Raw genomic sequence first — 20,260 nt, forward strand, 5'->3', positions numbered from 1 at the left:
AAAGATTATTGTCAAGCGAGTTTTATATGGAAAACGCTGTAACTGATCCTTCTGCCCTTGCGCAACTCACACTCGACCTTTGCCCAAAAGCAAGGACTGTGCTCAATGCTGCTAGCAAAATATTTTTAACTCACGGCTTTAACGCAGCCACGACAGACATGATCCAACGCGAAGCAGGCGTGTCTAAATCGACCGTGTACGCGCACTTTTCAAATAAAGAGAAGCTCTTTTTAGCCGTAGTGCAAAACGAATGTGCATCGTTTACAGCATCCATTAAAGACATAACATTCGTGCCGGGTAATATCACCGAAAGCTTACGCGTTTTAGGCCAAGCCTATCTTGGTGTTGCGTTGTCGGCGCCAGCGTTGTCGTTATACCGAGTGGTTATCGCTGAAGCACCGCGGTTTCCAGCGCTTGGGCATATGTTTTATAATTCTGGCTCTAAAATCGTAAAATCCATGGTGGCCAACTGCTTAAGCCAGTGCCTATAACGCCAACGAAATTGACCTAAGCGATATCAATATCGACGAGGCTGCTGATGTATTTGTCACACTGTTTCGTAGTGAGCTTCATTTAAAGATTTTAACTCACCCCGATCAACCCCTTAAAAAAGCCACCATTGATCGCTGGGTAGACATTGCCATAGACACGTTTATACGCTCTTATGGCAAGCGCTAAGGTAACGCTTAGCGCTCTCCCATGTCATATAAAAGGCAATGAATGACCAACCCTTACTCACCCGCACAATGGTTACAGTTAAGTATGCAGCAGCAAGGTTTGTTGCAGCCTTTTGGGTCATTGCCATCGCTATTGCAGCAATTAAGTTATGTGCAAATAGACTCCATTAATGTGGTCGAGCGCGCGCATCATCATGTATTGCATAGCAGGCTGCCACACTATGCCACCAGCATGTTAGATGAGGCGATGGGCGATAAAACCGTGTTTGAATATTGGTCCCATGCGGCGGCATACCTGCCCATGGAAGATTATCGGTTTAGTTTGTATCGCAAGCAGCAATTACAGCAAGGCGACAAACATTGGTTTGAACCTGAGCATAAAGTCATGCGCGAGGTAAAAGCCCGCATCACAGCAGAAGGCCCGTTAAAAGCCAGCCAGTTTAAGCACGACGCCGACGCTAAAGCTGGCACTTGGTGGGATTGGAAACCCGCCAAAAAAGCCCTTGAACAGCTGTTTATGCAAGGCGAGTTGATGGTGGCAAAACGCGACAAGTTTCAAAAGGTGTATGACTTAACCGAGCGCGTGTTACCAAACCATATAGATACCACAGTGCCCAGCGACAGCGAGTTTGCTCGGCATTTAATTAAGCGTTATTTAGTGGCGCATGGTTTTGGCAATTTGCAGCAAATTCAGTACCTTCGCAAAGGCATTAAGCCTCTTTTGACGCAAACATTGGCGCAAATGTGCGAGCAAGGAGACATTGCCCGTTTTACCGAGCCACACTCCAAACAAGTTTATTTTTATCTGCCCAACCTCGCCCTCCCCAGTACCATACCCAATAAAGTTTGGCTGCTTAATCCGTTTGATAATTTAGTCATTCAACGGCAAAAGCTTAAACAATGGTTTGGGTTTGATTATCAAATCGAAGTCTATGTACCTGAGCCTAAACGCCAATACGGTTATTATTCTCTGCCTATTTTATGGCGCGACCGCTTTGTTGGCCGTGTGGATGTAAAAGCCGATCGTAAAAACCAATGCTTGCTACTGCAACAACTCCATTTTGAGCCAGATGCATTTAGTGCAGAAACATTAAGCAGAGATGCTTTTGTACCCGCGTTTATCGATGCCATTGATCATTACAGCCAGTTCAACCATTGTCAGCGTTGGCAGTTAGTGGCTTGTAACGACAAAACCATAGGTAAGGTTTTGCACATAGCCTGCAAATAAATAGCGGCATCGTTTAACCATTGCTCTCCTTCCACTAATAAGGCTTGCTCTGCATTGATGTAAATCAGTATGCAACCTTGTTCACGTTTTACACATTTTTCAAGTTGCTAATTCAATAGCTTGAATTAAGTCACTAACCATAAATACGTTGTGAGATACCTTCAAAAGGTCAAAAAATAAAATTACAACCTACATGGGGAATACACGATGTTTTATATACACATGCTGCTGTTACTAGCGGTGATATTTGTTGGTATCCGCCATGGCGGTATCGCGTTTGGTTTACTCGGTGGTTTGGGCGTATCGGTGTTGGCGTTTGTGTTTGGTATCGCGCCTGGTTCACCGCCTATCAGCGTCATGTTAATTATTCTTGCGGTAGTGGCGGCCTCTGCAACACTCGAGGCCACTGGCGGCTTAAATCTGTTAGTGAAGTTTGCTGAAAAAATACTGCGTAAACACCCTGAACATATCGTGTTTTTAGGCCCGTTATGTACTTATTCTTTAACCGTATTGGTGGGTACTGGCCATTCGGTTTACCCACTTCTCCCGGTTATTTACGATGTAGCCTATAAAAAAGGCATTCGTCCTGAACGCCCATTAGCAATGGCGACTGTGGCGTCGCAAATGGGCATTACCGCCAGCCCAATTGCCGCAGCAGCTGCGGTAGTATTAGCAACAGCGGTTGATAACAATCTTGATATCAGCTTAATCGATGTGCTTATGGTGACCATTCCTGCAACCTTAACGGGTTTACTAGTTGCCTGTACCTGGAGCTTAAAACGCGGTAAAGACTTAGACAAAGACACCGAGTTTCAAGCCCGCTTAGCGGATAAAGATTTCCGTGAGTCATTAATCGACCCACAAGATGACGACGCCGAAACACCTGCGGCACAATCAACGGCGAAAAAAGGCTTAACGGTATTTTTGCTGGGTATTCTTGCGGTGATTGTGGTCGCCATGTTTAGCAAGCAAATACTGCCAGCTGGCGTGAAAATGTCAGTCGCGATTCAGTTTATGATGCTCTCAGTCGGCGGAATAATTTTATTGGCCACCAATGTGTCGCCCAAAAAAATTGTCACCAGCAATGTATTTACTGCAGGTATGACCGCGGTCATCATCATTTTTGGTATTGCATGGATGAGTGACACTATTATTAGTCACCACAAAAGCTATTTAGTCAGCGCGGTGAGCGACCTTGTCAGTGTTTACCCATGGACATTTGCTATCGCGATGTTTGTATCGTCTGTTTTCTTAAAAAGCCAGGCGGCGGTATTAACCATTATGTTGCCATTAGGGTATTCACTCGGCATCCCAGCACCAGTATTAATTGGTGTATTACCCGCATGTTATGCCTACTTCTTTTTCCCATTTTACCCAAGTGATTTAGCGGCCATTAGTTTTGACAGAACCGGTACCACTCACATTGGTAAGTACGTGCTCAATCACAGTTTTATCATTCCTGGCTTTATCGGCGTCATCACTGCAACATTTGTGGGTTACTTTATATCGATGGCGATTAACTAATCTCAACTTAAGTTTTGATTTGAGCTTTGAATAAAGTGATAAACCGCTAGTGAATTGACCCAAATAAGTCACTCGCATCAATAAGAATGGCAGCCAACGTGGCTGCCATTGTTGTTTTTAATTATTGAGAATCTAAAGACCGAAGAGCTAAAACGAAGACAAGAAACTGAAATTATCTGATGAGTTATCGACAGGTACATGGGTTAATACGCCCACCACATCGTCCTATGCAACACGCCGTAAACCCATCCATGGGGGCTAGACGAAAACTTCCTGTTTTCAACAGTTGCCTATGCCAATATGGTTGGCTACCCGATAGTCCGTTGGTCGCTAATAGTAGGTAGTTGGCAATTGGCAGCTTTATGCCACATAGCATGTCGATGCTATTTTTAAGCGATTTGAATAATCTAAAGCATTAAGATGGGGACTAAGTTATCTGCTGGATTATGTACCAGTTCGCCCACCATATCGTCCTATGCAACACGCCGTAAACCCGTCCATGGGGGCTTGACGAAAACATCCTGTTTTCAACACTTGCCTATGCCAAACTGCCTACCCGATAGCCAGTTTGGCAGTTTCATGCCACATAAAGTCGGGCATTAGTTCCTCAAGTCTCCATGTAATATTCATCGGTTGTGACCCAGAATGTTTTACATATTTCACAAAACCAAAATTGACAAAACCCATGGTGCGGCCGTTTTCATCTTTCGCTTGCTCACGCACAAACAAAATCAATTTACGGCCATTTTTTCATGCTCGATATAGCCTAAACCTCTGCCATATTCTGGTCTCGCGCTATTTTGAGATTGCCAATGGAATAGCGATTCATTAATTGCGTAATCATGGTACATGGTCGTTGGTGAAAATTGTTTGACCGACTTTTTCAAGGTCACAAACAGTAATTCAACGTTAAGATCGTTAAGGACTAAAACGCCTTCCCTTGCGGTTGATTTTCTGTCAAAAGAACTTGCACCACTGGCGGCGAGTATTTGTTCCCTGGTATATCTTGAATGCACTTTTAAGGTAGGTATTGAGGGGATATTCATTTCAAGTTCGCTATGATGAATTCGATCTATAAGTAACGATATAACATCAAGCAGTTCTGCTTGTAATTGTTTATGCCTCAACGCTGCTAAGCTTTGCTTAAGGCTAGTAAAGCCAAGTTCTGAGCCAGATTTATCCCAGAAATTATAATGGCACATTAATGCAAATTGACATTGGGTTATATTGGTATCATCGAAGCTAAAATTGTCGATAACGAGCTGAGCTGAAAACTGTAAATATGAAATAGAATTGCAGCCGAGCAGGTGAAAATTTATCGCACGATAGTAGGCCTTAGCGAGGATCGTATCTAGATGTGGCTTGTCAATTTGATTTGTATTTGCGCTCTCAACGAGTTCTAACCAACTCATTTTTAGCTTATAAATATCTTCTAACTGTACATTGGGATTAAAACGTAAAAAATTAGCCAAGCTTAAAGTGAGTGTACTTTGATGTTCAAAATGATTAATCAACTGTCGCAGTCTGCTCGCATTCATGGTTGCACGGCTAATGTTTCGCAAAATCATTGCCTGAGTCTGTTCTTCTAACTCAATTCGGCAACCTAAAGGCAAATGAGGAAAATCACTCGTTATCTCATCTTTAATAGATTGATTTGTTTTACCAACCAGCGCCCTAAACTTTTGTGAAAAATCATATTCATCACGAGAATTACCCACAAAATCCAATACGGTGCAGCATTGTTTATCATCCGTTAAACGCAATCCTCTTCCAAGCTGTTGTAAAAAGATGGTCAGGCTTTCTGTTGGACGTAAAAACAATAACGTATCAATTTCAGGAATATCGACGCCTTCATTAAAAATATCCACCACACACAAAATGTGTACATTACCGCTGATTAAACTCTGGCGTTTTTGTTGCCTCTCATGACTATTATCACTGGTGAGGACATCAGCACTAATACCGGCTAGGGTAAACTTACTCGCCATGTATTCGGCATGCTGTTTACTGACACAAAACGCCAAGGCTTTTATCTGACGAATGTCAGTAACGGTGTCATTCAAGCTTCTAATAATGCGCGTGACTCGTTGTTCATTATGAGTATAAAGATGACTTAGTTCTGCGATATCATATCGCCCTTGATGCCATTTAATTTTGCGAAGATCGGTATCATCATCGATAGCAAAGTATTGGAAAGGACATAAATAACGCTGATTAATTGCTTCGGGTAAACGAATTTCTGCAGCAATTACCCCACAAAAGTCATCGAGAATATTTTGCCCATCATGCCGCTCCGGCGTCGCGGTTAAACCTAATAAAATATTAGGGCAGAAATGCGTTAACAATCCTCGATAGCTACTGGCCGCAATATGATGTACTTCATCTATCACAATATAATCATAAAAATCAGCGCTAAGTGGTAAGTTGTCTAATTGCAGATTCAAGCTTTGTACCGAAGCAAACAAATGACGGTAGCTATTAGGCTTGTGCTCGGCAACCCACAACTCACCAAACTGGTTATTCTTCAATACACCTCGATACGCAGTCAAAGCTTGCTTAAGTATCTCCTGCCGATGAGCAACGAATAAAAAATTGGCTTCGGGATGTTGTTTATAAATACGGGCAAAATCAAACGCTGAAATAAGCGTTTTACCAGTGCCCGTTGCTGCAACCACTAGATTTCTAAAGCGCTGGTGTACTTGACGTTCAACATTTAACTGTTCAAGAATTTCTCGCTGATGTGCGAAGGGTTTTATATCAAAATGAAACGCACTGTTATCGCCATACCCGCCTTTGGCTTCCCTCAGCGCCTCGTGAAGTTTGTTTTTAGCCTCAATATTGCCATCGAATAATTCAAACTCACTCGATTGCCAATATGATTCAAAGGTATTGAGGGATTTATCTATAATGTGAGGAATTTCTTGAGTGGTGATTTTTAAATTCCACTCAAGACCACTCGTCAGTGCTGAATGCGACAAATTAGATGAGCCAATATAACCAGTGTGAAAGCCTGTATCACGTAAAAATAAGTAGGATTTAGCGTGCAGACGTTCTCGCTTGGTGTTGTAGCTTAATTTAACTTCTGTATTTGGAAGGCTTGCTAAAAATTCCACCGCTTTAGCATCTGTCGCGCCCATATAAGATGTTGTGATTATCCGCAGGGTTTTGCCGCTTCGAGCGAACTCTTCCAGCTCATTTTTAAAAATCCGAATGCCGGCACCATTTAATAAAAGACACTAACCAATAAATTTTATCCGCTGAGCGAATTTCTCGTTTAAGCTCTGTGTCTAAAGAAATTCCGGCATTGCTGCCACAAAAAAGTTCACTTTGACTTAACCCTGTTAACGGGTAAATAGCTTTAGTAAATTCAGGAAAGTCAGTTGATATGGGATTTTTTTTATCGAATAGTGCGGTGAGTATGCGGCCTTGACTATCGAGTAAATTTTCAGTGATCAATTGATCATCTTGAACATGATCGTTTAACCATAATACCAACTTATTTGCTAAGCCTATTTGCTCAGTAAGTTGGCTCGCACCACTGGGTATTGCAGCGATGGCATGCTCCATAATTTTGGTCAAAAACCTTGATAACCAAACACTGGCCTCTGCGCCTTCTAATGCCCGCTCGCCTAAATAAAAAACTTCACGATCGATGTTTTTATCTATCAGTTGAGTAATGAGCTTTTCATATATACCAACTTGTTCCATGTCGGATAGGCCTTTAAAAGTAAGGAAGATAAAAATATACCATAACAATATTATTGTATGATTCATCTAAACTTTAATATTTATCAATAGCGTACGGTAACAGATATTTAACTAACAACGCCAACACATACCTTATACTTCTGCCACCGTTCCGGTTTTAACCAAACATTACTGCTCGACTAATTGAGCTACATGACGGGTGGCAGTGGCAACACTGGCTTTAGCCACTTTTTGATATTGCCGACGACTTATTGCATCACTTAAAGCCTCGCCCTCGCCGATAAAAATACACTTTTATGCGCATAAAAGTGTAAATTATGCGTTCTTTTATGCTTATTATGGCCATTAGCATTAATTACCATCGGTTGGTGGCTTTATGAAACGAACTTTACTCAACTCATTAATGACGTGGTAAACGTTCGCGAGCTAAATCCCTTGCGTCATATATCGAAAAGTGCGCAACAAGCAAAACATTTAAGCTTACCGGAACACAAGGATCTTCAGCGTTAGCGCAAACCAATATCGTGATGCCGTTATATTACACTCAATATTTACCACAGAGATGGTAAAAGCGCTCGACACTTAGGTTTGTTTGGCGTGGACATTATAATATTCAAAAAATTTTAACGGTGGCAACCATTGTTAAATTTGCGATGTTGTCTTTTGAGTCAACAAGTTACTCCCCTCCCAACAAGGCAGACTATGGCTTGTTAGCGAGCAGACCTCGCCCATGGCTGCTCTTTGGCATATGACCCAGTTTTTAAACAATGCCCCCAAGTAATAACAGCATTGTGGGCATGGTTTGAATATTGGCTAAGCAAGGGTTAATTGAGACTGGAAATTTAAACAGACCCTAGCTTATTAAACATTAAACGCTGATTGTTTAATGGCTTGCTCGGCTCGGCTGATCCCTAGCCGCTTTGCAACGGTTTGCCATTGCCTAACCGCATTTAATACTTCATCGTAAATTTGCGTGGCTTGGGTTTGAGAAAGCCGGAAGAAGTCTTTTACGTCAAAGGCCAATTGGTAGTCTAAAGCGTTGTCTGCATCGGTAATATTGAGATGCAGGCCGTGCTTACCTACTATCGGGTTTAAATCATAAGCGGGTGATAACGTCCAACCATTCTTTGTTAATAAAAACCCATGATTACGCAGGTGATCATCTGTGTTGGACACGGCAATATTAAACACGATACGACGCCATAGCTGTGCTAGATCAGCTTCGGTTTGCGCACCAAAGTTGGAGATAAATTCAGCAATCTCTAAGTAGCTGGCACCTTGAGATTGTTCACCATCATAGTATTGCAGTTGTGTCATAGCCGATGAAAAATGCAGCCGCTTTCCGCCGTCGCGGTCAAACCGCTTTGTTAAAAAGGTATGATGCCCAGAGGAAAACTGCCTAATTTCACTTGGAAACATGTCAACACCTGCCGCCAAAGCCAATTCATAACAGACCATCTCCCACGCCCCCACGTCATGGGTATCGTTTAAATTGGGAAACTTGGCAATCCACAAGTGGCCTTGCTCATCTGTCACACAAGCCTTGGAGCCTTGCACCACCTAATGATGAGCCTGGAAAAATCAGCATCTTCAACCAGCGGTAATACTCGTCACTGTCGATATTATCGTCTTTTTCAATCTGCATTGCTGCGTGCTCTAGCTCTCGCAGAGAAGCCATTGGCGGCGCAGCAAACTCAGAGTTGCCATCTAAAAAAGCATCCGAGCCTGCTCGCCTAAATCGAATACCCCCATCCGGTAAGAGTCATGTACGCCCAGCAGGTAATCCAACTCGTTTAATCGACTTGTTGCTCGAATGCCCTTGCGCGCTTCAATGGCCGCACGCCGTTGCATTAAAATACGCCCCCATCGATCGGGGGATGAATCAAGAAATACACGGAAGTTTTTATCGGCTTCATCGTTGTAGAGCTCACCTGAGTGAAGCTCAAGCATTGGATCGATTTGCAAGCGATAAGTTGAGGTTAAAAACGCTTTATCGTAGGCAAAACTAAACACGCCACCTCGGCTTGAGTCGCTGTAAGTAAGCCGCCCTATTAGCTGTGGCGCTTCGATTGGCTGCCAATCGGCATAGACTTCGACGACTTCACGGCTCATCTTGAACCTTCCAGCAATTTTATGTTTTGAAGCTTGATGCCTACTTCATCATGAGCGGCCATTTCTGCAAAGTTGCTTTCCATGCCAAGTACGGCCATTACTTTCAAGTAAGTGCCTATGGCAACACCTGGATCACCTGCGAAGACTTTGTTCACGGTTTTATGATCAAAGCCAGTGCGCTCACACAGCAGTTTTTTTGTAAAACCACGTCGTTTCATCGCCAATAACAAGTCCTCACCAAAATGAGTCAGGATTTTACGCTGCTTTGGAAACAGTACATTGTGTAAATCACGCTTAGCCATATCACCAGCCAAAGGGACTATATTCCCATTATTCAACCATTAATGGGAATATAGTCCAACTCAACGATTTAAACAACTATCACGAAAAATAAATGGTACTATATTCCCATTTTAAGCGAATAAATGGTATTAATATCCCATTTTAAGATTTAGCTTCGCGATGGGTAAGGCAATAGTACTGAGCTTGAGCCTGTGTGGAAAAATTAGTGAAAATAATAAACATCTCGCTAACACTAGAGTCTGTTTATTGCTATTCAGAAATCGATCACCCAAAGGGTTATTGCTTGGACTTTCGCTGTTGGACAATTACCCGCTCAATAGCACTTTAAATGGCTATTTCGGTATAATCATTTACCAGCTCAATAAACACGATACAAAAGCGACTGAATGACACCTAAGCTGACAACATCAACTGAATCATCTTCAACAGTAACTAACCTAAGTTTGGTGAATAAGTTGCCTCATAAGGTATTTATTATCGGCCTGCCGCGTTAGTAGTACCTACACTTGATGTACATATACGTTTAAATTTTACAATTCCTTACTCCATCTAACTTGTAGTAATGACCATATAAAAACTACATTTATTTAACTTATAAAGATTTCTATGCTATACAATTGAGGTGAATTAAGTAACACAATGGTAAATTAGCTACTATATCTAATTCAGTTAAAATCAGTATGTCTTTGGCTAGTCTACTGATACACATGGTAAAAAAGAGATTATAAAATGAATATTGTGTACTGTAATTTCACAACGTCAAAACGTTCAAAATTGGCAAGATTGAAGGGTGACATTCCACAGATGTTCAATAATGACACTTCACCATGTGTCGAAGTAAATCAGTATCTGAGACAATTAGCTTTAAAAAATAAGCCCAAGAGTGTTAATTTGCAGGTAAAACTGATCCACGATTTGCATCTAAAAGTGATCCACCCAATTGGTGTTATATGACCATAATTATGGTCTATTTTCTAGCCTTTTTCTCCTTTGATTTTTTAGTTGATTCTTTGAATCGGTAGCTGTCATTGCCGCTTTCAATTATATGGCAATGGTGAGTCAATCTGTCTAGCAAGGCCATAGTGAGTTTTGCATCCCCAAATACCTTCGACCATTCAGTGAAGTTGAGGTTGGTGGTGATAAGTACGCTTGTACTTTCGTAGAGTTTACTGAGTAAATGAAACAGCAGAGTGCCGCCCGCTTGACTAAACGGCACATAACCTAACTCATCGAGTATCACCAAGTCGCACTTGGCTAGGCGATTGGCCATTCTGCCAACATGACCTGCTTGTTTCTCAAGCTCTAAGGTATTCACTAACTCGATAGTGGATAAGAACCGTACTCGGTATTGATGATGTTGAATGGCTTGCACCCCGAGTAGCCGTTGCTAAGTGTGTTTTACCTGTGCCAGAGACCGCCGACGAACACCGCATTCTGGCAATCTTCAATGAACTCACAACGATGTAAGCCTCTAATCAGGTATTCATCGACTTCACTTTCATTGAAGTCGAAGCCGTAAAGGTCTCTGTAAACAGGAAACTTCGCGATTTTCATTTGATAGGCAATACTGCGCACTTCTCTGTCTGCTACCTCGGCTTTTATTAGGGTGTCGAGTATTGGTAAAGCTTGTTTGTAAGCAGGTGAGTCTTGCGAGGTCAACTCGGTAATACTGCTCGCCATGCCATGTAGCTTCAACGTTTTAAGGGTGTGTAATAGAGCTTCAGTGTGCATGGCGTTTACCTCGTAATGTGTCGTAGCGTGATGCATCACTGGTTGGTTCAGTGATTAATTGCAGGCTGCTACCAATCGGGATGGGCGCAGGCTGTGGTGGAGTAATTACGCGGCTTAAACAGTTCATCACATGTTGTTTAGATGGGCAGCCTGCGTCTAAGGCCATTTCAACCGCTTTCACAATATCGGCTTCGTCGTGATGCAATATCAACGATAACACCTCGACCATTTCCTTATCCCCGCGCGCTCGTTGCAGCAAAATGGATTGCAGGTGCTTAAAGCTATCGGGCATAGTATTAAATGGCGCACCATTGCGAAGTGCCCCCGGTTTACGTTGCGCGACCAGCAAATAGTGTTGCCAGTCGTAAATGACTTTGCCGGGTACATCGTGATTCACCATGAACGAGCGGGGATGCTCCGCTATCTGCTGCCCTTCAGCGATGAAGCTCAGCCGACTTGGGTACACGCGCAGGCTAATTCTCCGGTTAGCGAAGCTTGCGGGCACAGAGTAACGATTGCGGTCGAAGCTGACTAAGCAGGTAGAGGATACTTTTTTACTATGCTCTATGAAGCCATCAAACGGTGCGGTTACTTTCATCAATTGGCGTTGTTCTTGATACCACACATCTTCAATGGTTCTATCCGTAAACTGAGGATGCTTACGTGATTGCCAGTCGGCAATGCATTGCGCCTCTAGCCAATCGTTGAGCTCAGTTAGCGTGCTCACGCGCGGTAAACGTTGCCAGATAATTGATCGCGCATCACGCACATTCTTTTCAACTTGGCCTTTTTCCCAACCTGCGGCTGGATTACAGAAGTCAGCTTCAAACAGATAATGGCTAACCATGGTTAGGAAGCGGCGGTTAACAATACGCTCCTTGCCTCTTTGCACCTTATCAACCGCTGTTTTCATATTGTCGTAAATCCCGCGCTCTGGCACACCGTTAAACACCCGAAACGCGTGATTATGAGCATCAAACAGCATTTCATGGCTTTGCGTGGGGTAGGCTCGCAGAATATATGCTCGGCTATGACTGAGCTTAAAGTGAGCGACTTGCAGCTTGGTTTTACGACCATCGATGAAGGCATAGTTCTCGCCCCAATCAAATTGAAAGGCTTCACCAGCAGCAAACTCAAGTGGCACGTAAACTTGGTTGGATGCAGTTAATCTCTGCTCTTCACGCCATTTACGTACAAACGCAGCAACCCTGTCATATGAGCCTGAATAGCCCATGGGTAACAAGTCTTCATACAGATTTTTAACGGTTTTACGCTCTTTGCGTCGTTGCCTTGCTTCTCGCTTCAGCCAACTAATGAGCACTTCTTCGAACGCTTTTACCTTACTCTGCAAGTCACGTTGAGGATAAGCAGGCTCTGCAATGTCGCTTTTAAGATAACGACGTACAGTATTGCGAGACAATCCAGTGCGACGAGTGATTTCTCGCTGGGATAACCCATCACGAAAATACCATCGACGTATAACACTTAATAATGACACATCAATCACTCCACATTCTCCTGCTTAAGGGGGGCAGGAGGTATTAAATATGTGGATCAGTTTTCAATGCAAATTAGGGGGAAAGTGGATCAGTTTTGGGTGCAAATTAACAACGGAGGTCTACTGGCGAACAAAAAAGTGATCGGCTTGAATGGTATTGACCGATCGGCATCATGGTATTACGCAGTATTCGTTATTTTCGATGAAATCCATCATTGTGCAGGATCTACTGTCGATAATGCGAATTCATGGGGAGAGCATATAATTCTGAACATTCAGAACAAAGCTCGATTCACCATGGCATTAACCGGCACGCCTTGGCGCTCAGATACGGCCCCTATCGTTTTTGCTAGCTACGCCTCACCAGATGGTGAAATCTCATGTGATTACGTCTATGGGCTTCATGAGGCCATTTTAGACGGTGTTTGTCGCGTACCTCAGATAATCGCTATTGATAACAATCATATTTCAGTAATAGAAAGTAATGAAACCGTCGTTTTCGAAAGCTTTGATGACCTACTGTCTAACTCCCAAGTTGCATACCAGGACGTAATCGAAAATGAGGATGTAATAAAACATATCATCACTTCGGCTAGTAAAAAGCTAGATTTTATAAGACTTGAAAACTCTAATGCCGCTGGCTTAATCGTAGCGTCATCGATAGAACAGGCCAATAGAATTTCAACATTTGTAAAAAAATGGCTTGAAGAAGAAGCGGTTGTAGCTACCTATAAGGAAAATGACCCGACAGCCATTATTCAGCGATTCAGACATTCAGAATCCAAGTGGATTATTTCTGTTGGAATGATTAGTGAGGGAACTAATATCCCTCGCCTACAAGTGTGTTGTTATCTCTCAAACATAAAAACTGAAATGTATTTTAGGCAAACACTAGGACGAATTCTTAGAGTTACAGACACTACTAATCAAGAAGCAATTCTTTATATGCCAGCGGAACCCAAGTTACTAGAGTATGCTTATAGAGTTAGACATGACGTGCCTGTTGAGGCTGATGTTGTAAAATTTGAAACAATGCAATCACTGCTCGTCGGCGATGAGACTATTAGTCAAAACAAAACAATTTCGTTGAAAGAGCCAAGTATTGATTTGTCCGGTAATGAAATTAAACTAAATGATTTCAATGAAAACATTGATAGCTTGTTCGATGAAGATTTTTTATCAACTTCATATGACCAAGTGATGAATATATTCGGTCGCTTCAAACAAGAAACCATAGGCCTAGGGTTAGGGTTAGGAGAGTTGAAGTAACTTTACTTACTTCAATCTAGATTATTTATCATTATACAACTTGATATCGTTACTTAATCAAGATTTTGAAACTGGATTAACAATAAAAGTTATTTTTTGTGGTTTGTCCTGAAGAGATCGAATAAAAATAGGTTCGGACTTCACTCCTGAGTAGTTTTTATCTATCATTTCACAATCAACTAAATGTTTAATTAAACTTTTTATAGCGTCTTTGTATTTTTCAGGAACCCGCATCACGACTGTTTTTTCGTATTTAGTTTTTCGACCTGCACCAGTTCGAAATCCGCCATGTTTTACCTTGTGCTCAGCTTTTTCTTCAGACATGTAAACTCCACCTTGGTTTTGTTACATAATCAAAATACCTTGAATAAATTACAGAATCAAGAGGGTCTCAATACTTTTAATGATGAGGGATGGCTTTGCATGCTTTTAAATTAGGAAGATGGAGGTAAATATTTATGTATGGCTGTAATCTTTTGAGAATTGCACATTTATTGCGCTAACAAGTAATCGTCCGATATGAGTACTCTTTAATCCCATCATTGGAAAAAAACTACGATAAATAAATGCACTTTCAATACCGTTTTTGAGTTTATTTTTGATTCATCTTCAAACACGCTTTCTAATGTACATCAGTATTAATAGGCGATCTGGCATGCAAAATATTAGAACCGACATCAAAGCTTCAAATAATCAAAATCAAACACTGTTCTCAAATTACATTGTCCATAACTACGGGACTTATTTGAGGAACAATGATATTTACCTTAAAGATTATAGAGAACACTACGTGTATGAAAGTAGTAATTAGCGGACTTGGTCACATTATATTTAGCTATTTCTCTAAAGCTGTCTGATAAAGTAGCAGCTGATATTTTTTAGCCACTACTGTTAGTGATCTAAAAAAAATCATAAAACACCCTTATGTTTGTACCCCCTGGTTCTAAAATACATTCAAGATGAATTTTTTTGTAAACGTAGATATTGATAAATTATCAAATAACAAGTTTTTCAACTTTAATCATCTAGACGTATTTTTCATGTAAAATTGTAAACCCAAGCACATTAACACGACCTGAATTTACAATTACAATATAATTATTAGGGAATTAACATTTGTCAAAAGCATTTACAATTTTTAAAAGCTGTAAGTGAATTTCGTTCTTAAATCTGTAGCGTCTTTTTGATTGTTTTCATAATCCAATATTGAAAAATCAATTGATATACCGAAATTTTCGAGTTTACCATCCAATTGATATGCAAGGTTAACCGTCCATTCATTTAAATCTTTTCCAACTATGGGATTGTCAAAAGATGTATAAAATAATTTACCTTTAACATTAGAGATAGTAGAACCTAACCCCAGTTGATACGAATTTGTGCCCGCTTCAAATGCAGCAACACCCGCAGTTTTAGTAGTGGCAGTAAACTGATAATAAGCTCCTTGACCTATGCCTCTAAAAACTCTATTTTCTCCTTCATTTCCTCCAGCTAATGTATAACCAGCGAAAAAATCTACTCCTCCCTGACTGAAACCTATTTTAAAGCCCAAAAGATCATTATCGACTAGCTCATTTTTATCCCACTTAGTTTTGTAATATTGCATTGCAATATAACTGTTAAAGTTAGTTGGCAATGTATATTCTACATCCGCATAGAGAGCTTGGACTTCATTTATTACATTTGCGTACTGTGAGTTAATTTTAACTTTTTTAGCTATCCGTTTATTAACTTGTGCGAAAAAGACGCCATCATTGCCTATTTTATAAAAGTCGCCAGGGGAACCAGAACCATTATAATCAAAATCAACAAATTCATTATCAACATAAAATGATTTATCTGTTCGAGTCTGATATTTAGTCACATAACCAATCGAAATATCAGTATCCTCAAAATGACTTGAAGATACCTGATACATTTCAAAAGACTCTTTTATTAATCTTGAACCTGAGTTAGCGATCAAGGGTGATGAAAAGTGTTGCCTACCTCCAGAAAGCACCGTATCACCAAACTGATACCTCAAAAAAGCTTCCGATAATACAAGACCTTGTGCGTTTATACTGCCCGCAGTTCTATCATCATCATCATTGATGTTACTAACGTATGATCCCTGTACTTCTCCTCCCAATTTAAACCCATTAAACTCTGATGTATTAAAAGTAACATTACCACCATTCACCCAAATCGAGCTATTCTCTGCATTTGAATCGTCAAAATCTTGTTCGAAATAGTACGATTTCGCTGTACCTCCAACATTACCATTGTGTATCCATTCAGAAAAACTTTCAATATCACCATTAGAGAATGCATTATTACTCATTGCTAATAGCACCAAAACATATTTATTATATTTAAACATATAAACCTTATTAACGTTAAGTTACAAATAAGAAACCATATTAAGTAAAACTAAAACCAAAGATAAACAAATAAATTACAAACCCAATCGATAATACAAACTAGAGCATTTTTAACAGTGATCTATTTCACAACAAAAAATATCAAACCGACATAAATATTAATTTAAAATAAGACATAGGTTTAAAACCCAAGTTAAAAACTTAGGTAGAAAAATTAAAAAAGACGCAAGTTTAAAACCTGAGTTAAAAACCTAGGAGAATAGAGCGTTAAAGCATATATTTAAAAAACAAAAAACAAACGACCAAAAATATCAGGCCGATATCAATAATGTTAATTAGATCAATATATATAAAACCACAAACGTTACAATAAAAATAAGCGAGGCACGTTTAAATAAAAATATTTTATACACTATATAGGAAAACTCAGACCATGATTAAAAAACACATTCTATTAGCACTTATAGTTGCATTTTCAAGTCAATCATATGCTACAACGATAGATTCTGAATCATTCAAAAAGTTAGATTACAAAAGTGCTGTCACGACAGCTCATACACTATACAAAAATAATGATGGGATAATGATAAAAGTTCTACCCAACAAAATAGTTGCAACTTTCGCAGATGGAAAAAGTAGTTCTGTAGCTATACCAAAAGATCAATTCTTTCTTTCAATAGCTCCTTACATTAATAGTTCTCACCCATGTACCAATCATGTTTTAACAGGTTGTACCGGTGAGATAAAAAATCAAACAATGAAAGTTGTCATGATTGATACTGACACAGGTGAAACATTAATAGACAAAAAAATGACGACACAAAGTGATGGATTTATAGACTTTTGGGTTCCAAAAGATAGCAATTTAGCATTTAATATTTACTATGAACCAAAAGACGGAAGCAAAAGAGTGGCGAGAGAAGTATTGTCTACTTTCAATAACGATAGAACTTGCATTACAACTATGAAACTTATTTAAAGTTAATATTTAAATATGGCTTGTAAAAGGACTGGAATTATTCCGGTCTTTTTTATATAAAAAATGGAAATCCTTTTCCATAAAATATCATGCATTAACATGACCTGAGTCTTTGTGGTTTTCTTGGGAGCACCTACAAAGGAACTCAAGATAATCCTTTATCTGGTTGATGAAATTGTTATTAGTTACGACCAGTGCACGTGGGTTATTTTCCAACTACCATCCACTTGTTTAATTAACACAAGCGTTTCCATGGCCATCGAGTCAATACTTTTACCCTTATATTCACCTTGGGCGTGACTTATTGACGTTGAAATGGCAACGTCACCCGTAATCGTTATTTGGTGTTCTTTTGGCGTTATGGTTAACCCTTTTAAGTAGGCCATATCCGCAAGCATATGATGATTGGCATAATCTGTAAGTGAACGCTCTACTTTTCCACCTTCATAAATTTGAACATTGGCTGCTAATAACTGCCTAACAATAACCTCATTGCCCGTTTGTAATGCAGCATGAAATTGTTTGACGACATTGCCCGCGGCGGAATCAACACCGATAAACGCTTTTTGTTCTATAGGGTGAGTTTCATCACCATGGGCAAAGCTCAATGAGCTTTGTCCTGCGGACATCAGTAATATCCCGGTGGTTATGAGTATTGTTAAAGGTCTATTTTTCATTTTTATCTCTCTGTCAATTTATAGTGATTATCCAAGACTCATAGGACCAAGCACGCTCGAAAGTACCGCTGTTGTCGCTAATATCAGTACTGCTATTAATGCTTCTAATCCAATCGATTTTTGTAGTTTTTGTTTTGCGAGTGATGGGTTCGCAATCGTTAATTTCGGTACTAAAACCAATTTATGCCATGCTGCTATAAACAAAATGATAGCCACCAAACAGAGCTTGATGGTGACCGCAATACCATAATCGGAACTGATTAATTCAGTGGGACTATCAAACAACATCCACACCATTCCCATGCCTGAAAGCAACACTAGAATGACAATCACTATGCCTAAACGACCAAATGTATCCATGACATTTTTTATGACGATGTTGTCATCGGTGCTGCATAATTTCCATAATGGATAAAAAGCGCCTATCCAGCTGCCAATGATCAACACGTGTATCAATATTAAGCCTTGAGCAAGCAATCCCAGTTCAGTGCTATGGCCAATAAAAGTAAACGTGACAGCAATTAACAGACAGCTGAGAATCGCTAATACCGCAGAAAACGTTTTGATATAACGGTTCTTATGTAACAGTAAACCACTAACCACTAGCATTATCCCAAAACCGATTAAGCGCCAAAGCACCGTTTGCCCTACCTGGGTTGGCCAAAGAAAAGCATGCATCTGCGCATCAAATATTCCCATCAAGCCACTTTCAGCAAAAGCCCCTACTTGAGCAAAATAGTTGATACTGACGGCAATCAACCCCAAAACGGCACCTACGAAGGTATATTTTGCAACGTTAATACCAAGGTTCGGTTGACCCTTAATGAGATATTGCATCAATGTGCCGCCAATAACGGCGGCAACACTCAGATAGATAACCCATTTAGATATCAACACCGATATTTCAAATACGGTTAATATCATGTTTACTCATCCACTTATTGATGTGCAGTGTGCTCGCTAGTCTCATGCTCCATTGTCATAGGCGGTGCACTGCGAGTGTTCATGCCAGAGTCGTGAAGCATAAAGCTCATGTTGCCTTTCATCTTATGACCGTCGTCACCCATGATCATCCAGTTAACTGTGTAATTAGCTGCGTTTAATGCTGGTAGAGCGAATGAAAATGCTGCTTGGCTGGTCGCACTTGAAGGTAATGTTAGCGGTACGCTTTGCTGCTTCTCATCTTGCATTGTTAATTTGACCAAACGTACCGGAGCCGTAAAGGTCAGTTCAAGCGTTGTTGGGGCTTGACTTAGCATCGCACCGTTAGCGGGCATAGAACTGCCCAGTCCGACATGAGCAAATGCTGAAGCACTCAGGAATAGACTTGTTACGACTAAAACGTTGTTAAATAATTTCATGATATTTCCTTTTATATTGTTTTTAACGATCGAAAAACGGTTTACATAAATGATTAAATATTGGCTTAGCTAACATCTTGGCGCCAAGCTTATAACTCAGTGTACGAACGAGGTCTTAGAACCAAGCTCTAAAACCAATAACAAACTGGGTTTCTTGTGTTTCTTCCCCTTCATTTCGGGCGTAATCGGCGGTATTACCGAGCTTCTGACGCCAATCCACACCGATATAGGGTGCGAACTCTCGAACAATCTCGTATCTCAATCGCAGCCCTGCACTGACGTCAGATAAGCCTGAGCCTATTCCAAGTTCAGCATCGTCCTTACCAAATAAATTAACTTCTACTTCAGGTGTGAGTATCAACTTTTGAGTGATTAACAGTTCATATTCCGCACTCAACCGCATAGCCGTACGGCCTTGTTCACCGATGAATAAGGCCGCGTCAATATCAAAAAAATATGGCGCTAACCCTTGAACCCCAATCACAGCCCAATTACGGTTCGGCGTCGGTTTGATATCGGTTTTAATACCGAATTGTACATCCCAGTATGGTGCGATGGGCTTACTGTAAAGAGCCTGAATTTCAAGGTCTTGCTTATCACTATTTGAATATTCACCTTCGGTTTTAAGCCACAACTTATTCAAATCGTAACCTAACCAGGCTTGTGCACTAAACTGGGTGGGATCTTGCGGATCCACGCCTTTTTCAAATTGATCCAGCATGACTTTTGTTAATAGAGGATCATCATTACCGCCGGCAAACACAGCTGAGCTAGTCAATGAGGCGCTCAGGCTCAACAGTCCCAAGGCCACTAAATTCGTTTTATTCATCTGT

14 protein-coding genes and 4 pseudogenes are annotated in these 20,260 nt (G+C 40.6%); 7 read left to right on the top strand and 11 right to left on the bottom strand.

Annotated elements, in window-relative coordinates; all coding sequences use genetic code 11:
* Nucleotides 1-26: 26 nt before the first annotated feature.
* From N4T56_RS18420 to N4T56_RS18435, 4 genes are all read left to right on the top strand, one after another.
* Entirely contained in the window at nt 27-491 is a 465-nt protein-coding gene (locus tag N4T56_RS18420) for a TetR/AcrR family transcriptional regulator (protein ID WP_261734243.1), read from the top strand.
* An 88-nt stretch (nt 492-579) separates the two neighbouring features.
* On the top strand, nt 580-678 hold the full coding sequence (locus N4T56_RS18425) for a hypothetical protein (protein WP_261734873.1): 99 nt from the start codon (nt 580-582) through the stop codon (nt 676-678).
* A 42-nt stretch (nt 679-720) separates the two neighbouring features.
* Nucleotides 721-1,905 carry a winged helix-turn-helix domain-containing protein gene (locus tag N4T56_RS18430; protein WP_261734244.1) on the top strand — a complete coding sequence of 395 codons (1,185 nt, stop codon included), beginning with the start codon at nt 721-723 and terminating at the stop codon, nt 1,903-1,905.
* A 207-nt stretch (nt 1,906-2,112) separates the two neighbouring features.
* Entirely contained in the window at nt 2,113-3,429 is a 1,317-nt protein-coding gene (locus N4T56_RS18435) for an anaerobic C4-dicarboxylate transporter (protein WP_188919556.1), read from the top strand.
* Nucleotides 3,430-3,981: 552 nt separating this feature from the next.
* Here the strand turns inward: N4T56_RS18435 and N4T56_RS18440 are convergent.
* Nucleotides 3,982-7,137, bottom strand: a pseudogene (locus N4T56_RS18440) (DUF3427 domain-containing protein).
* A gap of 410 nt (nt 7,138-7,547) precedes the next feature.
* On the opposite strand from N4T56_RS18440, the pseudogene N4T56_RS18445 reads away from it, so the two are divergent.
* A pseudogene (locus tag N4T56_RS18445) lies at nt 7,548-7,706 on the top strand (AAA family ATPase); the annotation flags it as partial.
* Nucleotides 7,707-7,998: 292 nt separating this feature from the next.
* Here the strand turns inward: N4T56_RS18445 and N4T56_RS22595 are convergent.
* From N4T56_RS22595 to istA, 4 genes and pseudogenes are all read right to left on the bottom strand, one after another.
* Nucleotides 7,999-9,249, bottom strand: a pseudogene (locus N4T56_RS22595) (type II toxin-antitoxin system HipA family toxin).
* Nucleotides 9,246-9,551, bottom strand: coding sequence for a helix-turn-helix domain-containing protein (locus N4T56_RS18465; protein WP_004249763.1), 306 nt, complete (start codon nt 9,549-9,551; stop codon nt 9,246-9,248). Before N4T56_RS18465 ends, N4T56_RS22595 begins: the two are co-directional and overlap by 4 nt.
* A 968-nt stretch (nt 9,552-10,519) precedes the next feature.
* Nucleotides 10,520-11,283: pseudogene (istB, locus tag N4T56_RS18470) on the bottom strand (IS21-like element helper ATPase IstB).
* Nucleotides 11,273-12,790 (bottom strand): IS21 family transposase, encoded by a 1,518-nt coding sequence (istA, locus tag N4T56_RS18475; RefSeq protein WP_188927181.1) that lies wholly within the window; start codon nt 12,788-12,790, stop codon nt 11,273-11,275. The pseudogene istB and the gene istA overlap by 11 nt, the downstream one beginning before the upstream one ends.
* Nucleotides 12,791-12,832: 42 nt before the next feature.
* Between istA and N4T56_RS18480 the strand changes: the two genes are divergently transcribed.
* The gene (locus N4T56_RS18480) at nt 12,833-14,050 is read left to right on the top strand and encodes a DEAD/DEAH box helicase (protein WP_261734248.1); all 1,218 of its coding nucleotides are present in this window, start codon (nt 12,833-12,835) and stop codon (nt 14,048-14,050) included.
* A gap of 57 nt (nt 14,051-14,107) precedes the next feature.
* Here N4T56_RS18480 and N4T56_RS18485 read toward each other — a convergent pair whose 3' ends face one another.
* Together N4T56_RS18485 and N4T56_RS18490 are read right to left on the bottom strand one after the other, a co-directional pair.
* On the bottom strand, nt 14,108-14,374 hold the full coding sequence (locus tag N4T56_RS18485; protein ID WP_261734249.1) for a hypothetical protein: 267 nt from the start codon (nt 14,372-14,374) through the stop codon (nt 14,108-14,110).
* An 814-nt stretch (nt 14,375-15,188) separates the two neighbouring features.
* Nucleotides 15,189-16,409 carry an OprD family porin gene (locus tag N4T56_RS18490; protein WP_261734250.1) on the bottom strand — a complete coding sequence of 407 codons (1,221 nt, stop codon included), beginning with the start codon at nt 16,407-16,409 and terminating at the stop codon, nt 15,189-15,191.
* 434 nt (nt 16,410-16,843) lie between these two features.
* Between N4T56_RS18490 and N4T56_RS18495 the strand changes: the two genes are divergently transcribed.
* A complete protein-coding gene (locus tag N4T56_RS18495) occupies nt 16,844-17,389 on the top strand; it encodes a CueP family metal-binding protein (RefSeq protein WP_160056773.1) in 546 nt (181 codons plus the stop codon).
* A 185-nt stretch (nt 17,390-17,574) separates the two neighbouring features.
* Here N4T56_RS18495 and N4T56_RS18500 read toward each other — a convergent pair whose 3' ends face one another.
* From N4T56_RS18500 to N4T56_RS18515, 4 genes are all read right to left on the bottom strand, one after another.
* Nucleotides 17,575-18,018, bottom strand: coding sequence for a YybH family protein (locus N4T56_RS18500; RefSeq protein WP_160056779.1), 444 nt, complete (start codon nt 18,016-18,018; stop codon nt 17,575-17,577).
* Nucleotides 18,019-18,093: 75 nt separating this feature from the next.
* Complete coding sequence (locus tag N4T56_RS18505; RefSeq protein WP_188926850.1) at nt 18,094-18,990, bottom strand: copper resistance D family protein; 897 nt, start codon at nt 18,988-18,990, stop codon at nt 18,094-18,096.
* A 14-nt stretch (nt 18,991-19,004) separates the two neighbouring features.
* Nucleotides 19,005-19,427 (bottom strand): copper resistance CopC family protein, encoded by a 423-nt coding sequence (locus N4T56_RS18510; RefSeq protein WP_182680750.1) that lies wholly within the window; start codon nt 19,425-19,427, stop codon nt 19,005-19,007.
* Nucleotides 19,428-19,542: 115 nt separating this feature from the next.
* Nucleotides 19,543-20,256, bottom strand: a complete 714-nt coding sequence (locus N4T56_RS18515; protein WP_188926851.1) for a copper resistance protein B — start codon at nt 20,254-20,256, stop codon at nt 19,543-19,545.
* Between the last annotated feature and the right edge of the window lie 4 nt (nt 20,257-20,260).

Source organism: Shewanella phaeophyticola (genome assembly GCF_025398315.1).
In the GTDB taxonomy this organism is placed as follows: Bacteria; Pseudomonadota; Gammaproteobacteria; order Enterobacterales; family Shewanellaceae; genus Shewanella; species Shewanella phaeophyticola.